Source organism: Pseudotenacibaculum haliotis (genome assembly GCF_042684245.1).
Classification (GTDB): domain Bacteria; phylum Bacteroidota; class Bacteroidia; order Flavobacteriales; family Flavobacteriaceae; genus Polaribacter; species Polaribacter haliotis_A.
The window spans coordinates 588,109-611,338 of the sequence record NZ_JBHULH010000004.1 but is presented as its reverse complement, the minus strand read 5'-3'; the positions used below and the strand labels follow the sequence as shown (position 1 = coordinate 611,338).

Annotated in this window: 25 protein-coding genes and 1 tRNA gene; 15 read left to right on the top strand and 11 right to left on the bottom strand. The window is 35.1% G+C overall.

Going from position 1 to position 23,230, the window contains the following annotated elements; translation table 11 throughout:
* Nucleotides 1-67 precede the first annotated feature (67 nt).
* The 4 genes from ACFSRZ_RS10800 to ACFSRZ_RS10785 are packed head-to-tail and all read left to right on the top strand — an operon-like array spanning nucleotide 68 to nucleotide 4,409.
* Nucleotides 68-772 carry an ABC transporter ATP-binding protein gene (locus ACFSRZ_RS10800; protein WP_379666569.1) on the top strand — a complete coding sequence of 235 codons (705 nt, stop codon included), beginning with the start codon at nucleotides 68-70 and terminating at the stop codon, nucleotides 770-772.
* Nucleotides 773-774: 2 nt separating this feature from the next.
* Complete coding sequence (locus tag ACFSRZ_RS10795) at nucleotides 775-2,004, top strand: ABC transporter permease (protein WP_379666568.1); 1,230 nt, start codon at nucleotides 775-777, stop codon at nucleotides 2,002-2,004.
* 2 nt (nucleotides 2,005-2,006) lie between these two features.
* Complete coding sequence (locus ACFSRZ_RS10790) at nucleotides 2,007-3,245, top strand: ABC transporter permease (protein ID WP_379666567.1); 1,239 nt, start codon at nucleotides 2,007-2,009, stop codon at nucleotides 3,243-3,245.
* A gap of 54 nt (nucleotides 3,246-3,299) precedes the next feature.
* The gene (locus ACFSRZ_RS10785) at nucleotides 3,300-4,409 is read left to right on the top strand and encodes an efflux RND transporter periplasmic adaptor subunit (protein ID WP_379666566.1); all 1,110 of its coding nucleotides are present in this window, start codon (nucleotides 3,300-3,302) and stop codon (nucleotides 4,407-4,409) included.
* 48 nt (nucleotides 4,410-4,457) lie between these two features.
* Here the strand turns inward: ACFSRZ_RS10785 and ACFSRZ_RS10780 are convergent, their stop codons facing one another.
* The 3 genes from ACFSRZ_RS10780 to ACFSRZ_RS10770 are packed head-to-tail and all read right to left on the bottom strand — an operon-like array spanning nucleotide 4,458 to nucleotide 6,960.
* On the bottom strand, nucleotides 4,458-5,108 hold the full coding sequence (locus ACFSRZ_RS10780) for an acyloxyacyl hydrolase (RefSeq protein ID WP_379666565.1): 651 nt from the start codon (nucleotides 5,106-5,108) through the stop codon (nucleotides 4,458-4,460).
* Entirely contained in the window at nucleotides 5,086-5,973 is an 888-nt protein-coding gene (locus tag ACFSRZ_RS10775; RefSeq protein WP_379666564.1) for a 3-hydroxyacyl-CoA dehydrogenase family protein, read from the bottom strand. The genes ACFSRZ_RS10780 and ACFSRZ_RS10775 overlap by 23 nt, the downstream gene beginning before the upstream one ends.
* Nucleotides 5,974-5,988: 15 nt before the next feature.
* On the bottom strand, nucleotides 5,989-6,960 hold the full coding sequence (locus tag ACFSRZ_RS10770) for a Gfo/Idh/MocA family protein (protein ID WP_379666563.1): 972 nt from the start codon (nucleotides 6,958-6,960) through the stop codon (nucleotides 5,989-5,991).
* A 107-nt stretch (nucleotides 6,961-7,067) separates the two neighbouring features.
* Here ACFSRZ_RS10770 and ACFSRZ_RS10765 point away from each other — a divergent pair, with 107 nt between their 5' ends.
* Nucleotides 7,068-7,709, top strand: a complete 642-nt coding sequence (locus tag ACFSRZ_RS10765; protein WP_379666562.1) for a protein-L-isoaspartate(D-aspartate) O-methyltransferase — start codon at nucleotides 7,068-7,070, stop codon at nucleotides 7,707-7,709.
* Here ACFSRZ_RS10765 and ACFSRZ_RS10760 read toward each other — a convergent pair whose 3' ends face one another.
* The 8 genes from ACFSRZ_RS10760 to ACFSRZ_RS10725 all read right to left on the bottom strand — a co-directional run bounded on the left by ACFSRZ_RS10760 (nucleotide 7,710) and on the right by ACFSRZ_RS10725 (nucleotide 14,527).
* The gene (locus ACFSRZ_RS10760; protein WP_379666561.1) at nucleotides 7,710-8,369 is read right to left on the bottom strand and encodes a response regulator; all 660 of its coding nucleotides are present in this window, start codon (nucleotides 8,367-8,369) and stop codon (nucleotides 7,710-7,712) included.
* A complete protein-coding gene (locus tag ACFSRZ_RS10755) occupies nucleotides 8,366-10,216 on the bottom strand; it encodes a sensor histidine kinase (RefSeq protein WP_379666560.1) in 1,851 nt (616 codons plus the stop codon). The genes ACFSRZ_RS10760 and ACFSRZ_RS10755 overlap by 4 nt, the downstream gene beginning before the upstream one ends.
* The gene (locus ACFSRZ_RS10750; protein ID WP_379666559.1) at nucleotides 10,209-10,841 is read right to left on the bottom strand and encodes a hypothetical protein; all 633 of its coding nucleotides are present in this window, start codon (nucleotides 10,839-10,841) and stop codon (nucleotides 10,209-10,211) included. The genes ACFSRZ_RS10755 and ACFSRZ_RS10750 overlap by 8 nt, the downstream gene beginning before the upstream one ends.
* A 92-nt stretch (nucleotides 10,842-10,933) precedes the next feature.
* Nucleotides 10,934-11,110, bottom strand: coding sequence for a hypothetical protein (locus ACFSRZ_RS10745; RefSeq protein ID WP_379666558.1), 177 nt, complete (start codon nucleotides 11,108-11,110; stop codon nucleotides 10,934-10,936).
* A 34-nt stretch (nucleotides 11,111-11,144) separates the two neighbouring features.
* A complete protein-coding gene (locus ACFSRZ_RS10740) occupies nucleotides 11,145-12,572 on the bottom strand; it encodes a hypothetical protein (RefSeq protein WP_379666557.1) in 1,428 nt (475 codons plus the stop codon).
* A gap of 229 nt (nucleotides 12,573-12,801) precedes the next feature.
* A complete protein-coding gene (locus ACFSRZ_RS10735) occupies nucleotides 12,802-13,230 on the bottom strand; it encodes a DUF2147 domain-containing protein (protein ID WP_379666556.1) in 429 nt (142 codons plus the stop codon).
* Between the two features lie 33 nt (nucleotides 13,231-13,263).
* The gene (locus tag ACFSRZ_RS10730) at nucleotides 13,264-13,791 is read right to left on the bottom strand and encodes a KdsC family phosphatase (protein WP_379666555.1); all 528 of its coding nucleotides are present in this window, start codon (nucleotides 13,789-13,791) and stop codon (nucleotides 13,264-13,266) included.
* A complete protein-coding gene (locus tag ACFSRZ_RS10725; RefSeq protein ID WP_379666554.1) occupies nucleotides 13,775-14,527 on the bottom strand; it encodes a Rossmann-like and DUF2520 domain-containing protein in 753 nt (250 codons plus the stop codon). Before ACFSRZ_RS10725 ends, ACFSRZ_RS10730 begins: the two co-directional genes overlap by 17 nt.
* A 176-nt stretch (nucleotides 14,528-14,703) precedes the next feature.
* Here ACFSRZ_RS10725 and ACFSRZ_RS10720 point away from each other — a divergent pair, with 176 nt between their 5' ends.
* The 10 genes from ACFSRZ_RS10720 (at nucleotide 14,704) to ACFSRZ_RS10675 (ending at nucleotide 23,227) form a co-directional block, all read left to right on the top strand.
* Nucleotides 14,704-16,113, top strand: coding sequence for an MATE family efflux transporter (locus ACFSRZ_RS10720; protein WP_379666553.1), 1,410 nt, complete (start codon nucleotides 14,704-14,706; stop codon nucleotides 16,111-16,113).
* Nucleotides 16,114-16,150: 37 nt separating this feature from the next.
* Nucleotides 16,151-17,317 (top strand): trans-sulfuration enzyme family protein, encoded by a 1,167-nt coding sequence (locus tag ACFSRZ_RS10715; protein ID WP_379666552.1) that lies wholly within the window; start codon nucleotides 16,151-16,153, stop codon nucleotides 17,315-17,317.
* A complete protein-coding gene (gene bshB1, locus ACFSRZ_RS10710; protein WP_379666551.1) occupies nucleotides 17,314-18,030 on the top strand; it encodes a bacillithiol biosynthesis deacetylase BshB1 in 717 nt (238 codons plus the stop codon). The genes ACFSRZ_RS10715 and bshB1 overlap by 4 nt, the downstream gene beginning before the upstream one ends.
* A gap of 55 nt (nucleotides 18,031-18,085) precedes the next feature.
* Nucleotides 18,086-18,161 (top strand) — tRNA-His (locus ACFSRZ_RS10705).
* 386 nt (nucleotides 18,162-18,547) lie between these two features.
* Nucleotides 18,548-19,114, top strand: coding sequence for a DUF4255 domain-containing protein (locus tag ACFSRZ_RS10700; protein ID WP_379666550.1), 567 nt, complete (start codon nucleotides 18,548-18,550; stop codon nucleotides 19,112-19,114).
* A gap of 1 nt (nucleotide 19,115) precedes the next feature.
* Nucleotides 19,116-20,153: a hypothetical protein gene (locus tag ACFSRZ_RS10695; RefSeq protein ID WP_379666549.1), complete on the top strand. Its 1,038-nt coding sequence runs from the start codon at nucleotides 19,116-19,118 to the stop codon at nucleotides 20,151-20,153.
* Nucleotides 20,154-20,171: 18 nt separating this feature from the next.
* Complete coding sequence (locus tag ACFSRZ_RS10690) at nucleotides 20,172-22,085, top strand: phage tail sheath family protein (RefSeq protein ID WP_379666548.1); 1,914 nt, start codon at nucleotides 20,172-20,174, stop codon at nucleotides 22,083-22,085.
* Nucleotides 22,086-22,122: 37 nt separating this feature from the next.
* Complete coding sequence (locus tag ACFSRZ_RS10685; protein ID WP_379666547.1) at nucleotides 22,123-22,566, top strand: phage tail protein; 444 nt, start codon at nucleotides 22,123-22,125, stop codon at nucleotides 22,564-22,566.
* Complete coding sequence (locus ACFSRZ_RS10680) at nucleotides 22,566-23,057, top strand: phage tail protein (RefSeq protein ID WP_379666546.1); 492 nt, start codon at nucleotides 22,566-22,568, stop codon at nucleotides 23,055-23,057. The genes ACFSRZ_RS10685 and ACFSRZ_RS10680 overlap by 1 nt, the downstream gene beginning before the upstream one ends.
* 2 nt (nucleotides 23,058-23,059) lie before the next feature.
* Nucleotides 23,060-23,227, top strand: coding sequence for a DUF5908 family protein (locus tag ACFSRZ_RS10675; protein WP_379666545.1), 168 nt, complete (start codon nucleotides 23,060-23,062; stop codon nucleotides 23,225-23,227).
* Nucleotides 23,228-23,230: the final 3 nt, after the last annotated feature.

The window sequence follows — 23,230 nt, the reverse complement described above, 5'->3', positions numbered from 1 at the left end:
TTAACATAAAATTAGTAAGAGCAACCGTAGTCATTATCTACTTTTATATAAAAATTAACCAACACAGATGATTCGCATTAAGAACCTTCATAAATCTTATCCTATAGGGAAAGATTCTCTTCATGTTTTAAAAGGAATAGACCTGCATATCAAAGAAGGAGAATTTGTCTCCATTATGGGATCTTCAGGGTCTGGTAAGTCAACACTTCTAAATATAGTTGGATTATTGGATGTACATGACGAAGGAGATTATTACCTAAATGATCAATTGATTAAAGATCTAAATGAAAAGAAAGCAGCTATTTTAAGAAACAAATTCTTAGGCTTCGTTTTCCAATCATTTAATTTAATATCCTATAAATCGGCATTAGAAAATGTAGCCTTGCCTTTATATTATGCAGGTGTTGGAAGAAAAGAGCGTCAAAAAATTGCATTGGAATATTTAGACAAAGTTGGATTAAAAGATTGGGCATCTCACTTGCCTAATGAATTGTCTGGAGGACAAAAGCAACGTGTTGCCATTGCAAGAGCTTTGGTTACTAAGCCTAAAGTAGTATTAGCAGATGAACCTACGGGAGCATTAGATTCAACAACCACCGATTCGGTAATGGATCTGTTGAAAGACATTAATGACGAAGGAATGACTGTTTTTGTAATTACTCACGAGGAAGAAGTTGCTGCTCAGACAAAGAGAATTGTGCGCCTTAAGGATGGTGTTATTATGAGTGATACAGCTGATGCTTCAGTTGCCGTTAAATATCAAGCCGGTTAATTATGTTTGACTTAGATCGTTGGCGAGAAATATTTCAAAGTATCAACAAGAACAAACTGCGTTCTGTCCTTTCAGGATTTACCATTGCATTTGCCATCTTACTATTTACACTTCTGTTTGGAATTGTAAGTGGTCTTAGAAACACTTTTGCAGATGCATTTGTAGATGATGCTGCCAATACCATATTTGTAAGAGTATGGAAAACAAGTAAGCCATATAGGGGGTTACAATCAGGAAGAAGAATTCAATTAAAGAATAAAGACTACAACTATGTTGATGATAAATACGACTCTAACATCCAGTATCTTACGGCTCGTATTTATAAAAACTTCAATGTAGCTTATAAAAATAACCAAGACAATTATAATTTTAGAGCCGTACACCCGGATCATCAGTTCTTAGAAAAGACCAACATGGATGAAGGGAGGTATATCAACAAAATTGATGTAGAAGAAGCCTCTAAAGTAATTGTAATTGGTAGGCTGGTAAAATCTGACCTTTTTGGAGAAAAACCGGCATTAGGAAAGAGAGTGAATGTAAGTGGAATCTCTTATAAGATTATTGGAATTTTTTCAGATGACGGAGGAGATAATGAAGAACGACAGTGTTATATACCTGTAACAACTGCCCAGCGACTCTATGGAAACAACGATTATATAAATCAGATCAATATTGGTTACAATCCCAATTTAAGTTTGGATGCTGCAGTAGCTTTTGGAAATAAACTGGAAAGAGATCTGAAAGACAAATTAGATATACATCCAGACGATCAGAATGCCTTATTTGTAAGGAATATGGCAGAAGCTAATAAAAATGTAAACACTTTTATGTTTGTGTTGTATTTGATCGTAATTGTAATTGGATCAGGAACCTTGATCGCCGGAATCATTGGTATTAGTAATATTATGATTTTCGTAATTAAAGAGAGAACCAAAGAGTTTGGAATACGAAAAGCTTTGGGTGCTAAACCTTCTTCTATTATTGGAATGGTAGTGCAAGAATCTATTTTAATTACCACATTGGCAGGTTATTTAGGACTTTCCTTAGGTACTTTTATTCTAGATCAAATAGGAGATGGCTTAGAAGAATACTTTATTAAAGATCCAAGTGTAGATACAGGGATTGTAGTGGGAGCTACCATCACCTTGATCATAGCAGGTTTGATCGCAGGATATTTACCGGCGAAGAAAGCTGCTAGAATTAAACCAATTGTTGCATTAAGAGCTGACTAATCATGAAATTTTTATTTGACTCAGATACTTGGCAAGAAATTTACGGAGGAATTCGTAAAAACAAGACACGTACCATTATTACGATTATTGGAGTACTATGGGGAATCTTCTTATTAGTTGTTCTTTTAGGTGCTGCCAGAGGAATGGAGAATAACTTTAAAAACCTGTTCGGTGATTTTGCTACCAATAGTGTATTTGTTTGGGCGCAACGTACCGAAAAGCCATTCAAAGGTTTTCAAAAAGGGAGAAGAATTCAGCTAACAACAAAAGATGTTTCGGTTTTAGAAAGTGAATTCGAACAAATTAAATATTTAGCCCCAAGAAGTCAGACGTCCAGTACAATCATTAACGGATTTAAATCTGGAGATTTTAACATCAGTGGAGATTACCCTGTATTAGATAAAGTACAGAAGAAAGATTTAATCTACGGTAGATTCTTAAATGGAAATGACATAAAAAACAAGACCAAAGTTTGTGTTATTGAAGAAGAAACCTACAAACAGTTGTTTGAAAAGAATGAAAACCCAATTGGTCAATACGTAATTATCAATAACATCAACTACAAAGTTGTAGGAGTATACAAAAGAGGAAATATAGGAATTGACGGAACTGCTACATACATTCCGTTTACAACCTACCAACAAGTATATAACAGAGCAAACCGTATTAGTTGGATGATGATTACAGCTCAAGAAGGATACGATATCAAGCAATTAGAGGCAGATGTTAAGTTAACATTGAAAAACTTACACAAAGTAGACCCGGAAGACGAAAGAGCCTTTGGAAGCTTTAACCTAGCTGTAGAGATAGGGAAGATCACAGGATTTTTAACAGGAATGCAGTTCTTAACATGGTTTGTAGGAATCGCAACTTTGATCGCCGGAGTATTTGCAATTGGTAATATCTTACTGATCACGGTAAAAGAAAGAACTAAAGAAATAGGGATTCGTCGTGCAATCGGAGCAACGCCTTCAAGTGTTCGTCAGCAGGTTATTTTAGAATCTGTTTTCTTAACTACGATTGCCGGAATGTTAGGAATTGTATTTGGAGGAACCATCCTGTATATTATGGATTCTACAATAGGTTCCGGACCTGATCCGACCTTGTTGAATCCTACGGTAAGTGTACCGATCATATTAATAGCTTTCCTAATTTTAATAGTTTTAGGAACATTAATTGGGATGATTCCCGCTTATATGGCAACATTAGTAAAACCTATTGAAGCCCTGAGAGACGAATAAAATCAAAATTTAAATAGATAGTAATTAACCAAACGTTTTATATAAACAATCAAAATGAGTAAAAGAGCAAAAATCATATTAGGTATTGTAGTAGTCCTTTTCGTAATCATTGTAATATGGTTGAAGAAAAAGAATGAAACTAGTATTGAAGTTTTCAAAACAGAAACAGCTTTCAAAGCTAACATTGTTAAAAAGACAGTTGCTACAGGTAAAGTAATTCCTTTAGAAGAGATTGAGATCAAACCTCAAATCACAGGGATTATTGACAAGATCTACCTTTTAGAAGGAACAAAAGTGAAAAAAGGAGATTTGATCGCTACTGTAAGAGTAGTGCCAAACGAGCAATCTTTAATCAGTGCTAAAGGGCGTGTAGATAACGTAAAGATCAGATTAAAAAATGCTGAGATTGCCTACAAGAGAAATAAAGCTCTTTATGATAAAGGAGTAGTATCTGCGGCAGATTTTGAGCAAATAGAATTGACTTTCGATCAAGCGAAGCAAGATTTGATCAATGCTGAGAACGATTATAAAATTATCAAAAGTGGATCTTCTGGATCAGGAGGTTTTGCAAACACAGATATTAGAGCACAAATCTCTGGAACAATCTTAGAGATTCCTGTAAAAGAAGGAGACCAGGTAATTCAAAGTAACAACTTTAATGCCGGTACAACAATTGCTTCTATTGCAGATATGAGCAAAATGATCTTCGAAGGAAAAGTAGACGAGTCTGAAGTAAGTAAATTAGTTAGTGGAACAGATATTCAAGTTTCTTTAGGAGCTATTGAAGAGAAGAAGTTCCCTGCAAAGTTAGACTTTATTGCACCAAAAGGAACTGAAGAAGGAGGAGCTGTACAGTTTACAATCAAAGCTACCATTACTTTAGATGACAACTACTTTGTAAGAGCAAATTATAGTGCAAATGCTGATATTGTTCTAGAAAAGAAAGATAGTGTACTTTCTATCAAAGAAGCTTTATTACGTTTCGACAAGAAAACTGAAAAGCCTTATGTTGAAGTAAAAGTAGGAGAAGGGCAATTTGAAAAGAAAGAATTAGAATTAGGAGTTTCAGACGGAGTAAACATCCAAGTATTATCAGGAATTACTGCTGATGATGAATTAAAGATCTGGAACAAGGCTAAGAAAGATGATAATAACAACAACTAATAAGAAAGTTGTAAGTATAAAAAAAAGGGAGCTGATAAGCTCCCTTTTTTAGTTGATATATATTCGATATCCAATTTCAAAACCTAAAAGATCATAGCCGCTATTTGGTTTCTGAATATTAAAATTGGAAACATGACCTACATTGGTTCCTAAATAGAATTCAGTGTTTTTCAATTGATAAGCTAAACCAACCGATAAATTTTCAAGGAAAGTAAATCCTTGCGCTAATCGTTCTGTTTCTACATCAATATACGCTACTCCTAAACCTAATGTTGATTCAAAGAAAAGACTGTCTAAAAGTTCTTTTCTCAATTGAAAACCTAACTCAAAAGCATACAAAGAAATAGTTTTCTTTTGGCTGTATCTATCTCGTAAATCTTCAAAATTAGGCTCATCAGGAGTGACAAAGAAAATATTCAAAAGCTGATGCTCTGCAATTTGAAACTGTGGTTGTACAATTAAATTGATATCCCAGTTTTCTCCTTTCCTTAGTGAATAGAATAGCTGAGCCTTAAAAGTATTTGTTTTGTAATCATAGTCTTTATCGCTAAACAAAAAATTATTCTGCTTAGCGTTGTTAAATAAGACTCCAACCTTTTTTAGCTTTCGAGTGTCATCTTCTTTCTCTTGCCCAAAAGCAAAAGATGATAGAAATAAAAAGAATATAGATAAACGTTTAAGCGAACTGTTTAGAGACATGCTCTGCTTTTCTACTCTCAGAATAATCGTAAAAACCTTCACCGGATTTTACTCCTAATTTACCAGCTCTTACCATGTTTACTAACAAAGGACAAGGAGCATATTTTGGATTCTTAAATCCATCATACATTACTTCTAAGATAGACAAGCATACATCTAAACCAATAAAATCTGCCAATTGTAAAGGCCCCATTGGGTGTGCCATTCCTAATTTCATCACAGTATCGATTTCTTTTACTCCGGCAACACCATTGTATAAAGTCTCAATAGATTCATTAATCATTGGCATTAAGATTCTATTCGCAACAAAACCAGGGTAATCATTAACTTCAACAGGAATCTTGTTGATTTGCTTAGTAAGCTCTACAGTAAACTCCATAACCTCATCAGAAGTATTGTATCCTCTAATGATCTCTACCAACTTCATGATAGGTACAGGGTTCATAAAGTGCATACCAATAACCATTTCAGGACGTTTGGTTGCAGAAGCAATTTGCGTAATAGAAATTGAAGAAGTATTGGTAGCTAAAATCGTGTCATCCGGGCAAACTTCATCAAGCTCTTGAAAGATCTTTAGTTTCAAATCTAAGTTCTCAGTTGCAGCTTCTATTACAAGGCTAGCATATTGAGTTCCTTCTTTGATAGACGTATAAGTAGTGATGTTTGATAAGGTTTGTTCTTTATCTGCTTCAGTAATCTTTTCTTTAGCCACCATTCGGTCTAAATTCTTAGCAATAGTTGCCAATCCTCTATCTAGAGCGTCTTGAGAAATATCGATTAGTTGAACGTTATAATTAAATTGAGCAAACGTATGGGCAATACCATTTCCCATTGTTCCCGCTCCGATTACAGCTATATTCTTCATGTATTTTGATTTGTTTTAGTTTTCCTTGTCGAAACAATCGATAATTTGTTGTGCCACTCGTAATGCATTTGTACCCTGCTCTAAAGAAACAACAGGAGTTGTATCGTTTTCAATAGCATCAGCAAAGGATTCCAATTCGTCTAGAATAGCATTGTTTGGAGTTACTTCAGGGTTGTCAAAATAAATCTGTTTTCTAACACCCTCTGCGTTTTGCAAGATCATAGCAAACTCATCCGGGCTTTCAGGAGCATCCTTCATTCGTACCACTTCAGACTTTTTGTCTAAGAAATCTACCGAGATATAAGCATCTCGTTGGAAAAAACGAGATTTCCTCATGTTTTTCATTGAGATTCTACTGGCAGTTAAATTTGCTACGCAACCATTTTCAAACTCAATACGAGCATTGGCAATATCAGGAGTTTCAGAAATTACAGAAACACCACTTGCATGAACATTTTTTACCGGAGATTGTACAACACTTAAAATGATATCGATATCATGAATCATAAGATCCAATACCACAGGAACATCTGTACCTCTTGGGTTGAACTCTGCCAAACGGTGAGTTTCAATAAACATAGGTGTTCCAATCATTTCTTTAACAGCGGTAAACGCAGGATTGAATCTTTCTACATGCCCTACTTGTCCTCTAATGTGTTTCTGACTGGCCAATGTTCTAATAGCTTCAGCTTCCAAAACAGTATTGGTAATAGGCTTTTCAATAAAAATGTGGCACCCTTTATCAATAGCCATTTTAGCACATTCAAAATGCGAAAGAGTAGGAGTTACAATATCTACAACATCTACAGATGCTATTAATTCTTCAACAGAATTAAAAGAATGGTAACCAAATTCTTCAGATACTTTTTTTGCGTTTTCAATAGATGGATCGTAGAAACCTACTAATTCGTAGCGTTCCGATTGTTGCAGTAATTTAAGGTGGATCTTTCCTAAATGACCCGCGCCTAATACCCCAGCTTTTAACATAAGGTTCGAATTTTTAAGTGTCGATTTTTCAACGTCAACAAAGATACAATTTTATAGGAGTTTTAGGGAATTTATTCTACTTTTAGATCGCTTTAATCAATTGAAATTTGAAAGATACTTCCAAACATCAAGGGCTTAGAAATCAGTTAGCAAATGTTTTAAAACAAAAGGGGATTCATGACGAAAATGTATTGAATGCTGTGCGAAAAATTCCACGACATCTCTTCATAGACTCTTCTTTTGAAGATCATGCCTATCAAGATAAGGCATTTCCTATTGCGGCAGATCAAACGATTTCACAACCTTACACAGTAGCTTTTCAATCTCAAACACTACAAATCAAACCTGAAGATAAAGTCTTGGAAATAGGCACAGGTTCCGGTTATCAAACTGCTGTTTTATTAGAGTTGGGTGCAGAAGTATATTCCATAGAGCGTCAACACGAATTGTTTAAAAGAACGTCTCTATTCTTACCTAAAATAGGTTATAGGGCCAAGAAATTTATTTTTGGAGATGGATATCAAGGCTATAAAGAGAAAGCTCCTTTTGACAAGATCATAGTAACAGCCGGTGCTCCTTTTGTTCCGAAAGCATTGTTGGCACAATTGAAAGTAGGAGGAATGCTATTGATTCCTGTAGGAGATAAAACACAGATCATGACCTTATTGATTCGTAAATCTCCAAAAGAATTTGAGAAACATGAATTGGGCGACTTTGCTTTTGTTCCGATGCTTCAAAAGAAGAATTAACTAAGAAAGATCATCAAACTTTTTCTCAACAGCATACCTTAGTAAATCATTTTTCCCTTTCAATCCTAACTTACGAATCATGTTTTTTCGATGTTTTTCAATTGTAGAAACAGCAGTAAAACGTATGTTGGCAATTTCACTTGAAATTTTACCTTCTCCAATAAGTTTTAAAATTTCTCGCTCGCTTTTGGTGAGTACTGTCTCATCATTCCCTTTTTCTTTTTGAGGATTACGTTGATAATCGGTTACAATCTCTTTAAGAGCTGGATCAAAGAAAGAGCGATCCTTATGAACTTCATGAATAGCTTTTAGAATAAAATCTAAAGAAGAATTTTTAAGAAGATAACCAGATACACCTGCATGAAGCATTTGCTGTACAACAGATTCCTTTGAGAGCATAGAAAAAGCAATCACCTTGATATAGGAGAATTCTTTTTTCAAGCTCTTTGTTAATTCTACTCCGTTCATTTCCGGCATCTTTACGTCAGTAAGAATAACATCCGGCAAGTTTTTATGAGATTCTCTAATAAACTCTAATACCGAGTTTCCATTACTGAAGTATCCAAGTACTTCAATTTGCTCTTCATATTTTAATAAAAGATCGATACCGTCAATCATAGATTGATGATCTTCTACAATAATTAGCTTTATCTTTTTCATGTGATTGGAATATCAATTAATACTGTTGTTCCTCTTCCTTCGGTAGAATCAATTTCAAACGATCCTTCCAAAGCTTCAACTCTCGTTTCAATGCTATTGAGTCCCATACCTTTTGAGATGTTATTTGGATGAAATCCAATTCCATTATCTTCAATGATCAATCCCAGAATACCATCATAAAAAGTAACAGATATCAGTACTTCTTTTGCATTGGCGTGCTTTACTATATTGTTAACCAACTCTTGTATAATTCTAAAAATGGTGATTTCTAGAGCATTGTTAATACGTTCTTTAATGTCTGAGCTTTTAATATCTATATGAATCTTGTTGGTAACGGAAACATTATTTGCAAGATCCCGAATAGCAGATAGTAATCCCTTTTGGGCAATAACACCACTATTTTTCTTATGTGCCATATCATGAACGTCGTTGTAAGCATTTCCTATTAACAATGCTGCTTTTTCTAAAATTTCACCGGCATTATCTAATCGATTTTTATTTTTGATAAAATAATCCAGTTGCATATTTGCAGAGGCTAGTGTAGAAGCCACATTATCATGTAACTCTTCAGCCAGTTCTTTCCGTTCTTTTTCTTGACCTTCAATCATAGCATTGATAATACTGAGCTCTTGATCTTTCAGGATCTTTTCGGCTTTTTGGGACTGTATCTCTTTTTCTTGCTCTGCAATGAGCTGTTTTCTTTTTACATTCTTATAAATGATATAGACGATAATACTACCAAGCAAAAAAACTACAAATGAGCCTATTAAAATATTTGTCTTCTGTCGTTGCTTTTTATCTATTTCATGTTTTTGTTCCAAGATTTCTTTCTCTTTTTGAGCCGTTCCTAATTGTACATTCAATTCAGAAATTTGAAGAGAGTTTTCTCTGTATCCTATTTCCTGTTCTTTTAAAATAGATGCTTTTAAGTAATGATAAGCACTGTCGTACCTGGGAATTTTTTCAAAGAAATAAATTGCTTTAAACCTTTCTAAAGTAAAAGCCGATCGTAAAGAATCTACTCGATTGTAATATTTTTGAGCTTCTTGAAAGTGTTTTTTAGCCTCAAGAAACCTTTTACTTTTAGAACTCAATTCAGCCAAATCCAAATAAGAATTAAACTTGTGCATTCTCACATACGGAGCTTTGGGTAATTGTATTACTTTTTCATAATAAAACTGAGCGCTATCTGCCTTATTGATTCTATTGTAATACAATCCTATGTCTTCGTAAAATCTAGCTTTCATGGCATTGCTTAGTGAGTTTTTTTTAACAAAAGGAATCAATTGTTTTGAAGATTCGTAATAAGCTTCCGGGCGAAAAATAGATGTACTATTAAAGAAATTGGTATAGTACAATAACCAAGCTTTGTCTTCTATTGTCTTACTTAACAAAGCAAACTCATCCAAATAGGATTTAAACTGTGTATTGCTTTGAACAATTTCTCTGCTGTATAATTCTAAAAAACCCAAAAGACACAACTTCAAATTAGCAACATCTTGTGCTTCTTTTGATAGGAGGTAAGCTTGATTAAAATTAGGAAAACTTTTACTGGTTCCTTTTTGATTGTATAGGTTGTAAAAACCTTTGCAGAGATGAAAAAGAAGTGTGTTTTTTTGTGCTAAACTCTCTATACTCAAAGAATCAATCAGCTTGTTTTGACCTTTGTGATATAGAATTTGATTGAGTACTTGTATGTCTCTTGAAAGCTCTTTTTGAGCTTTTACATCCTCAAAATATTGACCAATGATAAGCTTTTCAGTTGTTTCTTTCTGAGAAAAAACACTGCTTAAAGAGAGTATACAAACTCCTATAAAAATTAACTTCTTCTTGATCTTTTTAAACAATTATCTTAGAATTTCCTACTCTGCATCGAATAGATCCAAATCTTGAGTTGCTTATTTCAATAATTTCTGATTCAAACTTATATCCTTTATCTCCTGATTTAGAATCTCCATGATCCAAAGGAATTTTAGTAATCTTTCTTTTTTTATGAACCATTCCATCCCTGAAATAAAATTCATCATCAAAAACTCCTCCACAAAAAGCAGGATCTGCTTCTTCGGTAGTATCATTTCCATTTAGAGGGAGTACTTCTCCCAATACAGAAAAATACATGTTTTTTTTGATTCTTATGGGATTTGTAAATTCAATAAAATCATCATATTTAGGCTCTTGAACTTTTGCTCGTAGTTGAACCTTTACTAAAACAACGGGAATTTCTCTAATTGTTTCTTTTGCTTTTTCATCTACAATAATGCTATCTGCTTTACCTTCTAAACTCATGTTTAAAACGCCTTTGTAGTTCAGTAGTTTAAAATCAATTCTCTTTAGAAATGTTTTCTTTCCCTTTTTCTCAATATCAAACTTTCCATACAGCCCGTAAAATGTTCCGTATTGTTGACTTGCATAAATAGCTTGATATCTATTGTTCTCCTTCGGAGTCAATAAAATTGTTGTGCTAAAATCCATAGTGTAAGTATTAAAGTGATTTTTTATTATTAAAATAGACAATTTTGTATATAAATATAAGCCCTATGGGATTCCCATAGAGCTTATCAACTTTATTTCTTGCTTAATTCATTAAGAATATCGTCAAGAATCTGCTTAGATTGACCGTTTTCATTTAAGTTGGTGTTTGAAATATCTATCAATCTTTCTAATAATTGTTGAACTCCTCTAGTCATTTCAATAGACTCGATCATAAGTTCTTTATGTTTTGCAAATTGTTTTTCTGTCATGATTTCTAAATTTTATGGTTAATAATTATTGTTACTATTCAATAGCAGAATATTCTGTTTGAACTCCAAGGATAAAAGCTGTTGCTTCTACTGCTTTTTCGGCTACGGCTTCTATTGGAGGATTTACATTTATGGTAATGCTTCCTTCAGCTTCATTAATAGAAACATCACCTTGCTTGTAAGATCCTTTTAAACCAACACCTAATGGCATACCTAAAAAGTCAATTTTTAATCCTGCATTGGCTGCTGCATCAAAATCTGTTTTGATCTTTTTGTAATCAGAAGAAAAAACTTTGATTTTCATGGTTGGGTATTGACTAAATGCAACAGCATTTACCACCCCAAAATCTCCGCCTTCAGTAAAATCAATATTAGGCTTTGGCGAAAATTTAAAGCCACTAATATCTTTTTCTCCATTGGCAATTGATTCTTTGATACCATCAGCAAAATGCCACCCTTTTCTTCCAGAAACTCTAAAAGGCTCAGGCCCGAATTTAGCTACAGTAACTCCGGTAAACTTCATGTCGATTTCAATCGTTCTAGAGTTTTTAGTAACGATGTTGGTAAAGTAATTAGCACTAGCACCTAAGTCGATATCAAAAAAGCCTAAAGGCATTTTAAAACTTGCTTCTCCACTTACGGACAATGAAACATCACTTGAGTTAAAATTGCTTAACTTCATTTGGATATCAACCGAATTATCAGACTTTAATCCGTCTAAAATTTTCGCTTGTGTGGTAGAGAATGGATACTCAGGAAAAAAATCGTCTGTACCATCGTTTAATTGGACTCCTCCATTGGCTTCTGAAGGAAAATTAATAGAACTTCTAACACTCTTTAAAATTCCGTTATTTAATGAAATTGCATTCTGAAGTGGAATCCCAGCTTCAATAGCATTCAGGTAATTTCCTACTACAGGAATTACGGGCATGGCTGCAGCTGGAGCTTTCCCTAAAGCTTCAAATAAATCGGGAGCAACTAAAAGATCTTGTAAAGTAGTTCCTTCTTTGGTTACCCAATCTTTTAAAATAATCTCAAAGACTCCATTAATAGGAGCTTTCCCGGAAGGGATTTCCCCAAAAGCTTCTTCCCAAGCATCTAATAAAGCCCCTTGTTGATTTAAGGCATTTCTTTTAACCTCATTTAATCTAGCTTGATCTTTACGAGATAATGTGTAGCTCACATTTGTAACTGCTCTTAAGAATTTTCCATTGTAATCACCCTCAAAAGAAACAGGTTCTCCGTTTTTTCTCTTTTCAAGACATTGATTTAACCACACGTATGTTTTTTCATTAAAACGCCTGGTAGCAGGATCTTTATAGTAATAAGGAAAATTTCCTGATCCTTGAGCATGATACATATCCAGTTGCACATTGTGCGCAGCAGATAAAAGTTCATTTGCTTGATCTTTTAATTTAGTCAAGACCAATGCCGCTTTTTCGGCAGGTATATTTGTTGACATTGTGTAAAATATTTAAGTTGAGCCTACTCTATTGAATTGGGTTTTCGGCATCTCCCAACTCAAATGATCATTTGAATAAATTGTACACTCCAAAATTATTTGCAGATCTAATGGCAATCAATTCCCAACGTTGGGAATATTTGTAGACATCTTAAAAGAGAAGAATAAGAGAGGAGAGGTTCAAAGAATTGACCTCAATAGAAATAAGGATGTAAAAAGGACTGTGAAGTTAGCTCTGAACTCTTTTCCAGATAGCTGTTCTTCCTAAAAGAGAAATTCCGATGTAGCCTCTTATTTTTAAGGTGTTGTCATCAAGAAGTTTTATGTAGCATTTGTACTCTTTTCCGTTTTTGGGGTCTAAGATTTTTCCTCCGGACCATTCATCATCTTTCTTCTTAAGCCCAGTTAAAATGTTCATACCTACGATTGGTTGATCTTTTCGCTTTCCTTTACATTTGAAACAAGTTGCGTTCTTCCTTTCAGGATCGGTAATCTCTATGATTTTAGCATAAGCTTTTCCATCTTTTTCATACACCTCGATCACAGATTCTACTTTGTTGGTTTCTTCGTCAAAAGAGTTCCATTTTCCAAAAATGGTTTGAGAATGAATTGTTAAAGAGAGTAATAGAGCAAAAGTGAAAAGAAAGAATTTTTTCATGTAAAGAAATCAAGTTAAACGTATCACAAAGAATTAATCGTATTTCGCATCAAAATTGCCATCCCATTTTCCTTGTACACGTAAAATTTGCTCAATAATATCTCTTACACAACCTTCGCCTCCTTTTTTATCAGAGATATATTTTGAGATATGCTGTATTTCAGAAACAGCATCATTAGGGCAACAAGGCAGTCCTACAAGCTTCATTACAGGAACATCAGGAATATCATCACCCATATACAACACATTCTCAGGTTGTAAATTGTACATATCTGTTAACTCATGGTATTTCTCAATTTTATCATGAGCACCCAAATAAATATCCTTGATCCCAAGATTTTGTAGACGAATTCGAACGCCTTCATTTTTTCCTCCTGAAATAATACAAACATTCAATCCGGCATCAACAGCAGTTTTCAAAGCATAACCATCTTTGATATTCATTTGACGTACCAATTGCCCATCTGGCATAATAGTAACAATACCATTGGTAAGAACTCCGTCTACATCAAAGATTAATGTATTGATATTGGCTAAATATTGCTTATAACTTTTTTCCATGCTTTTGTATTGATTCTGTCAGGTGTTTGTACAACTCTTTCTGTGAAGAGTCGAGCAAATTTAAGTGATTTTTAATGGTTTTTTCATCTTTTCTGATAGCCGGTCCTGTTTGAGCATCTTTTGGAGATAATCGCTTTACCTTATCAGCAGTTTCTTCAATAAGAGGTTGCAGAATATCAAAAGGAATTTGATGTGTATCACAAATATCTTTTGCCATTTGATACATATGATTGGTAAAGTTATTTGCAAACACGGCAGCAACATGAATGTTCTTTCGTTGATCAGAACTTATATGATATATCGAGCCACCAAGAGCGTTTGCCAATATCTCTAACATAGCCATGTCTTTAGAATTTTCAACTTCCAAGCAAAAAGGAATATGATGAAAATCTACGGGCTTTTCTTTAGAGAACGATTGCAGAGGGTAGAAAACACCTTTGCGAGTTGAATTTCTCAACTGCTGCATTCCAGTATTTCCGGAAGTATGAACCACAAAGGAATTTTGAATTTGAGAAGATACTTCAGAAATAGCATCATCAGAAACAGCTATAATTGTTACATCAGCTTCTTCTAATAAGTCCAAACTATTGGTTACAGGAATTGTAATCTTAAAAGTTTCAAGGTCATCTAAATTTCTGGTATATACCTGTTTTAAACAGATTGTATCTACTTGAGAAAACGCTTGAATTAAATGTGTGGCTACATTTCCACTTCCTACAACGACTACAGATATCATATCACGAAGATATTGAAATTATTTCTGCAAATATTGTCAAAAGTTTTGCATATTTGTGTCATTATGATAGAGTAATTCCACCTTCCGTTTTTGTCTTTCCCTAAAAAGACACCCAATTTTCAGCTGTACTGGATTTGTCCGGTTAGCTGTAGTTTATAATTTATAACCATATCATAATGACATCTGAAAACCAACAAACCAGACAAAACATCTTTTCACTTTTTATGCAAGCTGTAAGAGGCAAGCAGCACGACTTTACAACAGGAAGTATTCGTAAAGCCGTTTTCATGCTATCCATTCCTATGATCTTAGAAATGCTCATGGAATCGATATTTGCTTTAGTAGACATCATCTTTGTCTCCAGAGTAAGTGTAAATGCTGTAGCAACAGTAGGGCTTACAGAATCTGTTCTAACATTAGTCTATGCCGTAGCTATTGGATTGAGTATGGGGGCTACAGCAATTGTGGCCAGAAGAACAGGAGAAAAAGATAGAGAAGGAGCCAGTCAAGCAGCAGTTCAAGTAATTTTCTTAGGAGTTTTTATAGCAGTAATAATCAGTGCTATCGGAATTCTTTTCCCAAAAGAGATCTTAAGGTTTATGGGAGGAGAACCTGAACTGATCGAAGAAGGTTATGGATACACCCAAGTACTTTTAGGAGGAAATGTAACTGTAATGCTTCTCTTTTTAATCAATGCAATTTTTAGAGGAGCAGGAAATGCTTCCATAGCCATGTGGACTTTAATTCTTTCCAACGGATTGAATATAATTTTAGACCCAATTTTTATCTTTGGTTTAGGTCCTATTCCGGCTTATGGAGTAGAAGGAGCAGCTATAGCAACAACAACAGGTAGAGGAGTTGCTGTATTGGCACAGTTGATCATACTATTCAAAGGGAATTCCTATATAAAAATAGCTTTCAAAGATTTGGTAATTAGAGCTCAGGTAATGATCAATTTGATCAAAGTTTCTTTAGGAGGAATTGGTCAGTTTATCATAGGTACATCCAGTTGGGTAATCTTAATGTTGATCATGGCAACCTTTGGTAGCGAAGTGTTAGCAGGTTATACCATTGCTATTCGTATCATGATGTTCACATTAATGCCCGCTTGGGGTATGAGTAATGCTGCAGCAACATTGGTAGGACAAAATTTAGGAGCTCAACAACCTGACAGAGCTGAAGCATCCGTATGGAAAACAAGTAAGTATTGTGCTATTTTTATGGGAATAGTCTCATTGATTTATGTATTCTTAGCACCAACATTCTTAGGCTGGTTTAGCGATAATCCTAATGTGGTAAAGTATGGAGCATTGTGCTTACAGGTTATTGCTGCTGGTTATATTGCTTACGCTTACGGAATGGTAGTCATCCAATCATTTAATGGATCAGGAGATACAAAAACACCTACAATCATCAACTTTGTTTGTTTTTGGTTATTCCAATTACCTTTTGCCTACTTGATGGCAGTAGAATTAGATTTTGGTCCTTCAGGTGTTTTCTGGGCAATTACTTTAGCTGAAGTTTTAATCGCAATCATTGGAGTTATTTGGTTCCGCAAAGGAAAATGGAAAACCGTACAGGTTTAGGCTTTCTTTTGTAAATTCGTAGGATAATGCTTTTACCATGAAAGACCCTAAAAAATTAGGCATAAATACCATATGTACTCACGTAGGTGAGATAGAGGATAAGCAGTTCAAAGGAGCTGTTTCTCCTGTTTATATGGCTACTTCTTATGCTTTTGATAATGTAGATGTAAAACGATATCCGAGGTATTTTAATACTCCAAATCAGGAAGGGATGTGCCGAAAGATCGCTGCTTTAGAAAAAACAGAAGATGCTTTGGTCTTTAGTTCAGGAATGGCAGCAATTAGTGCTGCATTGTTTGCATTCTTACAAAAAGGAGATCATGTGATCTTACAACAAGTGATTTACGGAGGAACCTACAATTTTGTTGCAAAAGAGTTTGAGAAATACGGAATTGAATATTCTTATACAGAAAGCAATTCGGTAAATGACTTTGAAGCATTGATACAATCGAATACGAAGATCATTTATATAGAGACACCTTCAAACCCGTTGTTAGGAATTACAGACATGAAGGCAATTTCAGACCTAGCAAAGGCTAAAGGAATTATAACAATGATCGATAATACTTTTGCATCTCCCATCAATCAAAACCCTGTGGCTTATGGTATAGATATCATGATTCATTCTGGAACAAAATATATGGGCGGGCATTCCGATATCTCAGCAGGAGCTGTAGCCGGTTCCAAAGAACATATCGCTAAGATTTGGGAAACAGCTATAAACTATGGAGGGAATTTAAGCGACTTTATGGTTTGGATGCTAGAGCGTAGCATGAAAACGCTAAACCTGCGAGTAAAGGAACAAACCAAGAATGCTCAGGTAGTTGCAGAATATTTAGAAGAAAGCCCTCATATCGATCGTGTGTATTATCCGGGATTGACATCCCATCCAGACCATGAGTTGGCCAAGATACAAATGAAAGGATTTGGAGCGATGATGGCTTTTGAACTGACAGAAGGGATTGATGCTATGGAGTTTCAAAATGCATTAGAACTTATCAAACCCTCAATGAGTTTAGCAGGATTAGAAAGCACTACAGTTAGTCCGGCACAGACAACACACGCTTTGCTTACTGAAGAAGAACGTTTGGAAAGAGGAATAAAACAAGGTTTGATTCGTTTTTCTACAGGAATAGAAGAACCGGAAGATCTGATAGCAGATATAGAACAAGCCATTCAAAAAACAAAAAAAGAACTTGTATGAAGTTAGATATTTTAGCCTTTGGAGCACATCCAGATGATGTGGAATTGGGAAGTGCTGCAACCATTGCTAAAGAAGTTTCCTTAGGAAAGAAAGTAGGAATCATCGATTTGACCAGAGGAGAATTAGGAACAAGAGGCTCAGCAGAGTTAAGAAAGATTGAAGCTACCAATGCAGCCAAGATTTTAGGAGCTGTTGTGCGTGAAAATTTAGGTTTTGCTGATGGCTTCTTTACAAACGATAAAGAGCATCAATTGGAGATCATTAAAATGATCCGTAAATATCAACCCGATATTGTATTGTGTAATGCGATTGATGATAGACATATTGATCATGGAAAAGGAAGTAAATTGGTATCAGATGCATGTTTCTTAAGCGGTTTGCAAAAGATTGAAACAGAAATGGATGGTCAATCTCAGGAGAAATGGAGACCCAAATTTGTCTATCATTATATTCAATGGAAGAATATTGAGCCTGATTTTGTGGTTGATGTAACCGGGTTTATAGATAAAAAGATAGATGCTGTGATGGCATACAGTTCACAATTCTTTGATCCTGACAGTAAAGAGCCGGAAACACCTATTACCAGTAAGAACTTTACAGACAGTATTGTATACAGAGCCAGAGATTTAGGGCGGTTGATAGGTGCTGATCACGCAGAAGGATTTACAGTAGAACGTTATGTAGCTGTAGATTCTTTAGATAAATTAATTTAAATTTTTCTTTTCTAGAAATGAAAAAATAAAGTACATTTGCACCCGCAAGTTACATGGTGATTGTAGCTCAGCTGGTTAGAGCGCCGGATTGTGGTTCCGGAGGTCGCCGGTTCGAACCCGGTCTTTCACCCAAAAGCTTCTTCAGGAATGAGGAAGCTTTTCTTTTTTATAAAAGTTCGAAAGCAGTCAATAATATAGGGTGAGAAGTTTATCTCGAGCATAGTCGAGAGGAACCCGGCTTGTCCGTCTGAAATAAAATGAAGGCGGATCTTTCACCCAAAAGCTTCTTCAGGAATGAGGAAGCTTTTTTCTTTCCCATACATATACTATTCTATAAAATAATTTTTTTTTCAAACCATCGGTATACTTTAACCCTATTTCAAACAGGTTTTTTCCCCGAAAAAGAAATAGGGATTAATCTTTCTGTAAATCAGTTGTTTACCTTCTTGCAAAACAATAGGTTAGAATAATTTTAGTACTCGTAAATCGCACTATAATTCACCCTAATCTAAGAGCAATGATTTTTGAAATCCTACAGGTAATTACCGAAGAGGTTAACGGATATTTTGGTTCTACAGCAGTTTCTTTAGAGAATATTGCCAATGTAGATCAGGATGGTGATTCCGATTCTCAAGGAGTTTTTCTCACCTTATTAAATATGAAGGAAGAATACACGCTAAAAAATCGTACAAATCATCAGATAACCGGAACTACAGTTCATTACAAAAATCCAAAGGTTAGTTTAAACTTGTATGCTCTTTTTAGTGCCAACAATACCAGCTATAAGGAATCATTAAAGAGTATATCTAAGATCATTCAATTTTTTCAAGGAAAAAGAATTTTCACTCAAGACAATACAAATTTTTTGAGAGAAGGAGATATGCTAAATGTGAAGAACTTCAAATTCATAGCAGATCTTTTTACACCTTCTTTTGAAGAGCTCAATTTCATTTGGGGAACCTTAGGAGGGAAACAATATCCTTCGGTGATCTATAAGATATCCTTAGTAGAAATAGAACGCGACGCAGTACTCAGACAAGGAGAAGTAATTACAGGTTTAGGCTCAAACTTCAACGGAAACTAAGATGTATTACAAGTCGCTTTTCCATATCAATATTCATCATGGCTACTTTTTAGACAAAGGAGAGAAGAAGTTTTTAAAGGTCGACAATAGCGATGCGCCTATGACAACCGACGAAAAAAAGGAAGCGTTAAAAGAATACAATCTCACAGATTTTCTAAGCATTACACCAACAAGATTCACTAGAGCACAATTCAAGAATTACCGTTTGGTAATGAGACTCAACAAAGAAGGATTTCGAGTAATGGGAAGTACATTAGAAAAAAAAGTGAATAACAAGAAGAAGTATAAACCCATCATTCCTATTGATGATGAAGTCTACTTTACTTTTCAGATTCAGGCAACAGACAATCTTTTTTACAATTACACCAATGTTACAGGAACCACAGAGAAAAACATGTATTTGTTTACAAATGTAGAACCTGCTGATCAAGAGAACTCTTTTGAAAATCTTTTTGAGAATAATGGTGGATTGATCGATAGTCGTTTTCAGCTAAAGGAAGAAGCTAGCAGAGAGCTTTTAAAAGCAATTGCGTTGGAAGATGAGAAGTACGAAGATATTTCAGAAAAATTCTCGTTGGGAAAAAGCATTCGATCTATTCAAAACGATGAGAATTTAACAGCGAATGAAAAAGATGAAGAAATTACTGCATTACTGAATGATTCTATTCAAAAGAAAAAGCAAAAACAAATACTTGGCTATATCAGACTACGTATCAAAGGAGATAATGCTTCAAGACATCTCTTAGAGTTTGATTCCGATACCCAATATATCAAGCAAGCTGTTCCCCAATTTACTATCAGCTTTATCAATTTAAAAACCTTTTGGAAATACATAAGCCTAAAGGACGAGGCAACTTTGACCACAAAAGCAACGAAATGGCTTTCCAAGAATGGTTTTGTTGAAATAACCAGCGCTGATTTTGACAACGCTGGACTGGATCCCCCATCTACTGATCCTGATGATTACAAGTTCCCTAATCCAGCAATAGATCTAATTAAAAAAGAGAATAGCAATTACTATTCAGAAATATTCATTTAAAACTAAACATTAATTATTATGGCAGCTTACAAAACACCGGGTGTTTACATAGAGGAGATCGTAAAATTTCCTCCATCAGTAGCCCAAGTAGAGACAGCTATCCCTGCCTTTATTGGTTATACCGAAAAGGCAGAAAAAAAGAACGGCGATTCTTTAGTGCTAGTTCCAACGAGAATCAGCTCACTTTTAGAGTATGAGACCTTATTTGGATCAGCTTTAAAAGAAGACAGCATTACTGTTGCGATCAATGATAAAATGATCGATGGTAATGTAGAAAGAACTTACACGGTTAGTAAACCAACAAGTCCAAAACCATTTCTTATGTACTATTCATTGCAAATGTATTTTGCGAATGGAGGAGGGCCTTGTTATATAGTTTCGGTAAAAGAATACGGTGCACAAGCCAGTTCGCCGGCTACTTTGGTAAGTAAAACAGATTTAGACAAAGGATTGGCAAAACTTAGAAAAGAAGATGAGCCTACGTTAATTCTATTTCCAGATGCTACCAAACTAGGAAATACAGATGATTTTTATGCTTTGTATAATGATGCGTTAACTCAGTGTAATGAATTACAAGACCGTTTTACGATCATTGATACAGAAAACGATGATGAAGAAAATGATGAACCTGTAGATGACCTAAGAGGTAAGATCTCAAATGATAAAGATTATGTGAAGTACGGTGCAGCTTATTATCCGTTCTTAGAAACCATTCTAGATTATCATTACGATGAGAGCAAAGTAAACATTACTCATGCTCAGGAAGCAGAAACAACATTAGAAGATGAATTGGCGGCTGCCAAGAATGCAACAACAGCAGTTGAGGCATTGGTAACCAGCACAGGCACTTTGGTATCTGAGTTAGGTACAATTAACACAGACATTCAAAATAATAATGCTGCAAATGCTACCAGCAAACGTGATACAGCTATTGCTAAAGTGCAAGAGATCATAAATGCTATTGGTACTGTTGTTACAGCAGCTACACCAGCAGTTACTGCAGGAAATGATGCCGGATCTACAACAGAAGCGACTGCATTAAACACAGCAATCACAGATAGTTCTAAAGATCTATTGAAATTAAAAACTGACTTAGAAACCAAAAATGCTGCTTTAGCTGGAAAAACAGGAGGAGCAGTAAAAACAGATTTGGCAAGTATTGTTACTGATGCTGATACTACAGTTGCAAAAATTCAAGCAGTAGATGCATTGATAGATGCAATTGTAACAACAATTTCATCAGCTAATTCAGCATCCAATCCTTCTTTAAATGGTAAGAAGTTAAATGAAGTTGAAGCCATAGACAATGCCGCTTACAATAAGATCAAAGCAGAGATCAATGCGATGCCAATGGTATTGCCTCCATCTTCTACAATGGCAGGAGTATATGCGAGAGTTGATAGTGACCGCGGAGTGTGGAAAGCTCCGGCAAATGTGAGCTTAAACTATGTGATCAAGCCTACTTTACAGATTTCTCATGAAGAGCAAAAAAGTTTGAATGTAGATACAGTTGCAGGAAAATCTATCAATGCAATTCGATCTTTTACAGGAAAAGGAGTTTTGGTATGGGGAGGAAGAACCTTAGCCGGAAACGACAACGAATGGCGCTACATTTCAGTAAGACGTTTCTTCAACATGGCTGAAGAATCGATCAAAAAAGCTACAGAGCAATTTGTTTTTGAACCGAATGACAAGAATACTTGGGTTCGAGTAAAAGCAATGATCAATAACTTCTTAACCTCACAGTGGAGAGCAGGAGCTTTGGCAGGGCCTACGCCAGAAAAAGCATTCTACGTAAACATTGGTTTAGGAGAAACCATGACTGCACAAGACATCTTAGAAGGGAATATGATCGTAGAGATTGGTATGGCAGTAGTAAGACCAGCTGAATTTATCATTTTACGATTCTCACACAAGATGCAAGAAGCATAATTAATAACTGATAATTAATACATAAAAACATAAAATCATGGCAACAACTTATGCATTACCCAAGTTTAGCTTCAAGGTGTCATTTGGGGATACAGAATTCAATTGTACAGAAGTATCTGGGTTGGATTTTGAAAATGAAAAAATTGAATATAGAGCCGGAGCCGATAGTGAATTTCATAAAACGAAACAGCCTGGTATGTTCAAATACAACGACATCACTATTAAAAGAGGAACCTTTGTAGATAAAAGCAAGGAGTTTTATACCCAATGGGTAAAAACAGTTTACTTCCAAGAAGGAGAAGAACAATACAGAGGAGATCTAACAGTAAGTCTTTTAGATGAAAAAGGAGAACCTGCAGTTACTTGGGTAGGAAGCAATGCTTACATCACCAAAGTACAGTCAACAGATCTAAAAGCAGATGGAAATGAGATCGCTATAGAAACGGCAGTATTTGTTATTGAGAAATTGATCTTACAATAATGGCAAAGCCAAAGAAATTAAAGTCGCAGTACAAACCTCCTATACCCGTAGGTTTTCATTTTAAGGTTGAGTTCTCAGGAATTGAAACCAAAAAAAATGATCATCGATTTCAGTCGGTTTCAGGTCTTTCAATAGATCTGGAAACCGAAGAAGTTGCAGAAGGAGGAGAGAACAGGTTCAAGCACAAAATTCCGGTACGTACCAAGTTTCCCAATTTGGTTTTAAAAAGAGGGATGCTATTAGATTCCGGAGTAATCAAATGGTGTAAGAAAGCACTCGAGAACTTTGAGTTCAAACCCATTGATATTACCGTGAGTTTACTGGTAAAAGATGGAGGAGAAAATAGTCAAGGTGATGCGGTGCCTTTACAAACCTGGAACATTGCTCACGCATATCCGGTAAAATGGAATGTGAGCGACTTTAATGCCGAAGACAACAAATTGGTTATAGAAACCTTAGAGTTATCCTACAATCATTTTAAAACTGTGTAACCATGCCTATAGAGATCAAAGAAATGCATATCAAGATTCACTTAGATGAAGGAGCCAACAAAGGCAATTCAACCCAAGACAACCAAGAATCTTTAAAAGGTACAGAAGCCATCATCAACACTTGTGTTGAGGCGGTCATGGAAATTTTAGAAAAACAAAAAGAAAGATAATCC

What these genes read in the sequence shown, in the direction of transcription:
- ACFSRZ_RS10800 (WP_379666569.1), top strand. Translation starts at nt 68, where the DNA reads ATGATTCGCATTAAGAACCTTCATAAATCTTATCCTATAGGGAAAGAT.
- ACFSRZ_RS10795 (WP_379666568.1), top strand. Translation starts at nt 775, where the DNA reads ATGTTTGACTTAGATCGTTGGCGAGAAATATTTCAAAGTATCAACAAG.
- ACFSRZ_RS10790 (WP_379666567.1), top strand. Translation starts at nt 2,007, where the DNA reads ATGAAATTTTTATTTGACTCAGATACTTGGCAAGAAATTTACGGAGGA.
- ACFSRZ_RS10785 (WP_379666566.1), top strand. Translation starts at nt 3,300, where the DNA reads ATGAGTAAAAGAGCAAAAATCATATTAGGTATTGTAGTAGTCCTTTTC.
- ACFSRZ_RS10780 (WP_379666565.1), bottom strand. Translation starts at nt 5,108, where the DNA reads ATGTCTCTAAACAGTTCGCTTAAACGTTTATCTATATTCTTTTTATTT.
- ACFSRZ_RS10775 (WP_379666564.1), bottom strand. Translation starts at nt 5,973, where the DNA reads ATGAAGAATATAGCTGTAATCGGAGCGGGAACAATGGGAAATGGTATT.
- ACFSRZ_RS10770 (WP_379666563.1), bottom strand. Translation starts at nt 6,960, where the DNA reads ATGTTAAAAGCTGGGGTATTAGGCGCGGGTCATTTAGGAAAGATCCAC.
- ACFSRZ_RS10760 (WP_379666561.1), bottom strand. Translation starts at nt 8,369, where the DNA reads ATGAAAAAGATAAAGCTAATTATTGTAGAAGATCATCAATCTATGATT.
- ACFSRZ_RS10750 (WP_379666559.1), bottom strand. Translation starts at nt 10,841, where the DNA reads ATGGATTTTAGCACAACAATTTTATTGACTCCGAAGGAGAACAATAGA.
- ACFSRZ_RS10745 (WP_379666558.1), bottom strand. Translation starts at nt 11,110, where the DNA reads ATGACAGAAAAACAATTTGCAAAACATAAAGAACTTATGATCGAGTCT.
- ACFSRZ_RS10740 (WP_379666557.1), bottom strand. Translation starts at nt 12,572, where the DNA reads ATGTCAACAAATATACCTGCCGAAAAAGCGGCATTGGTCTTGACTAAA.
- ACFSRZ_RS10735 (WP_379666556.1), bottom strand. Translation starts at nt 13,230, where the DNA reads ATGAAAAAATTCTTTCTTTTCACTTTTGCTCTATTACTCTCTTTAACA.
- ACFSRZ_RS10730 (WP_379666555.1), bottom strand. Translation starts at nt 13,791, where the DNA reads ATGGAAAAAAGTTATAAGCAATATTTAGCCAATATCAATACATTAATC.
- ACFSRZ_RS10725 (WP_379666554.1), bottom strand. Translation starts at nt 14,527, where the DNA reads ATGATATCTGTAGTCGTTGTAGGAAGTGGAAATGTAGCCACACATTTA.
- ACFSRZ_RS10720 (WP_379666553.1), top strand. Translation starts at nt 14,704, where the DNA reads ATGACATCTGAAAACCAACAAACCAGACAAAACATCTTTTCACTTTTT.
- ACFSRZ_RS10715 (WP_379666552.1), top strand. Translation starts at nt 16,151, where the DNA reads ATGAAAGACCCTAAAAAATTAGGCATAAATACCATATGTACTCACGTA.
- bshB1 (WP_379666551.1), top strand. Translation starts at nt 17,314, where the DNA reads ATGAAGTTAGATATTTTAGCCTTTGGAGCACATCCAGATGATGTGGAA.
- ACFSRZ_RS10700 (WP_379666550.1), top strand. Translation starts at nt 18,548, where the DNA reads ATGATTTTTGAAATCCTACAGGTAATTACCGAAGAGGTTAACGGATAT.
- ACFSRZ_RS10695 (WP_379666549.1), top strand. Translation starts at nt 19,116, where the DNA reads ATGTATTACAAGTCGCTTTTCCATATCAATATTCATCATGGCTACTTT.
- ACFSRZ_RS10690 (WP_379666548.1), top strand. Translation starts at nt 20,172, where the DNA reads ATGGCAGCTTACAAAACACCGGGTGTTTACATAGAGGAGATCGTAAAA.
- ACFSRZ_RS10685 (WP_379666547.1), top strand. Translation starts at nt 22,123, where the DNA reads ATGGCAACAACTTATGCATTACCCAAGTTTAGCTTCAAGGTGTCATTT.
- ACFSRZ_RS10680 (WP_379666546.1), top strand. Translation starts at nt 22,566, where the DNA reads ATGGCAAAGCCAAAGAAATTAAAGTCGCAGTACAAACCTCCTATACCC.
- ACFSRZ_RS10675 (WP_379666545.1), top strand. Translation starts at nt 23,060, where the DNA reads ATGCCTATAGAGATCAAAGAAATGCATATCAAGATTCACTTAGATGAA.